Genomic DNA, 1,829 nt, shown 5'->3' on the forward strand with positions numbered 1-1,829 from the left:
CGGCGCCAGCGGGGTCGCCACCATCACCGTCTTCCTGGACCCCGGCCTGTTCAGCAGGTTTGGTTTTCCGCCCAGCCGGTAACCTGTCCGCAGGGACGCGACTGCACCGCCGGTCAGGAGAAAGAAGGCCCAAACCCCCGGAGTCCTCGGTGTGGTCGCAGGGTCCACCATGGCAAATGTGGACAGGTCCCCTGCGCCCCAGGATCATTAGGCGCGGTAGACGCAATCGAAGGGTGACCGAGTGAGGATTCCGGGCGTTGCCAGCGTCGTCGCCGGCATGACCGACGGGGCGGCGCAGGTGGTGCGAGCCGGCGTGTCCACCGCGGCGGGCGCCGCGGGTGCGCTGCAGACGTTGGCCAGCCCGGTCGCCGAACTGGCCGTCCCGGTGGTGCAGTCGATGGCCCAAACGACCGGCCGGGCAATCGGATTGACCGGTCCCACCAACGGTTCCGGTCCCGCCGTCACGCCGCCGATTCGCTGGCAGAGCGGGCGGCGGGTGCATCTGGACCTGGATCCGTTGCTGCCGTTCCCGGGCTGGCATGAGCACGCGCCGGCGGTGGAGGAACCCGTCCGCCGGATTCCGGGAGTGGCCTCCGCCCACGTCGAGGGCGCCCTCGGTCGGTTGGTGATCGAATTCGACAACGAGGCCGACGGCGACGCCGTCCTGGACCGGGTCCGGGACACGGTCTGCGGCGTAGCGGCGGACCTGAGGCTGGTCACGTCCAAGGACGCGCCGCGCACCGCGCCGTTCGCCGATCCGGGAAACCCGTTGGCGATCCTGGTCCCGTTCAGCGCCGCGGCGATGGACGTGGCGGCCGTCGGCGCCGCGGTGACCGGCTGGTTGGGCCGGCTCCCGGTCGCGCCGCGCAGTGCCCGCGCCGCCGCCGCGCTGCTGAACCACCAACCGCGCGTCGTCGCCGTGCTCGAGTCGCGGCTGGGTCGCGTCGGCACCGACATCGCGCTCAGCGCCTCCACCGCGCTGGCCAACGGGCTGACGCAGGCGGTCGGCACACCGTTGCTGGATCTGGCGCAACGCAGCCTGCAGGTATCCGAGGCGGCGGCGCATCGCCAGCGCTGGCGGGAACGCGAACCGGAGCTGGCCTCGCCCAGTCGCCCGCAGGCGCCGGTGGTCCCCGTCATATCGTCGGCCGGGCCGAAATCGCAAGCGCCCCGGCATAATTCGGCGGCGGCCGCCGCGGGGGAAGCGTCCCACGTGGTGGTGGGCGGTGCCATCGACGCCGCCATCGACACCGCGAAGGGATCGATGGCCGGGCCGGTGGAGGAGTACGCCGACCAAGCCGCCAACGCCTCGCTGGTGGCCGCCGCAGGTGCGCTGTTGGCCGGCGGCGGCACCGAGGATGCGGCCGGCGCCCTGCTGGCCGGCGTGCCCAGGGCGGCGCACACGGGCCGGCAGGCCTTCGCGGCCGTGTTGGGCCGCGGACTGGCCAACGCCGGCCAACTGTTCCTCGACCCGGGCGCCCTGCGGCGGCTGGACCGGGTCAAGGTGGTCGTCGTCGACGGCGCCGCGCTGCGGGGCGACAACCGCGCCGTGCTGCAGGCGCGGGGCGACGTACCCGGATGGGACGAGGACCGGGTCTACGAGGTCGCCGACGCGCTGCTGCACGGTGAGGAGGCCCCCGAACCGGATCCCGACGAGTTGCCTGCCACGGGCGCGCGCCTGCGGTGGGTCCGGGCGCAGGGCTCGTCGGCGACGCCCGCGCAGGGTCTCGAGCACGCCGATCTGGTGGTCGACGGCGAACGCGTCGGCAGCGTCGACGTCGGCTGGGAGGTCGACCCGTTCGCCATCCCGCTGCTGCAGATCGCGCACC

General features: G+C 73.6%; 1 pseudogene. It reads left to right on the forward strand.

Annotated elements, in window-relative coordinates:
• Positions 1 to 241: 241 nt before the first annotated feature.
• Positions 242 to 1,829: pseudogene (locus tag A9X05_RS22480) on the forward strand (heavy-metal-associated domain-containing protein); the annotation flags it as partial.

This window comes from Mycobacterium sp. E3298, assembly GCF_001666895.1.
Taxonomy (GTDB): Bacteria; Actinomycetota; Actinomycetes; order Mycobacteriales; family Mycobacteriaceae; genus Mycobacterium.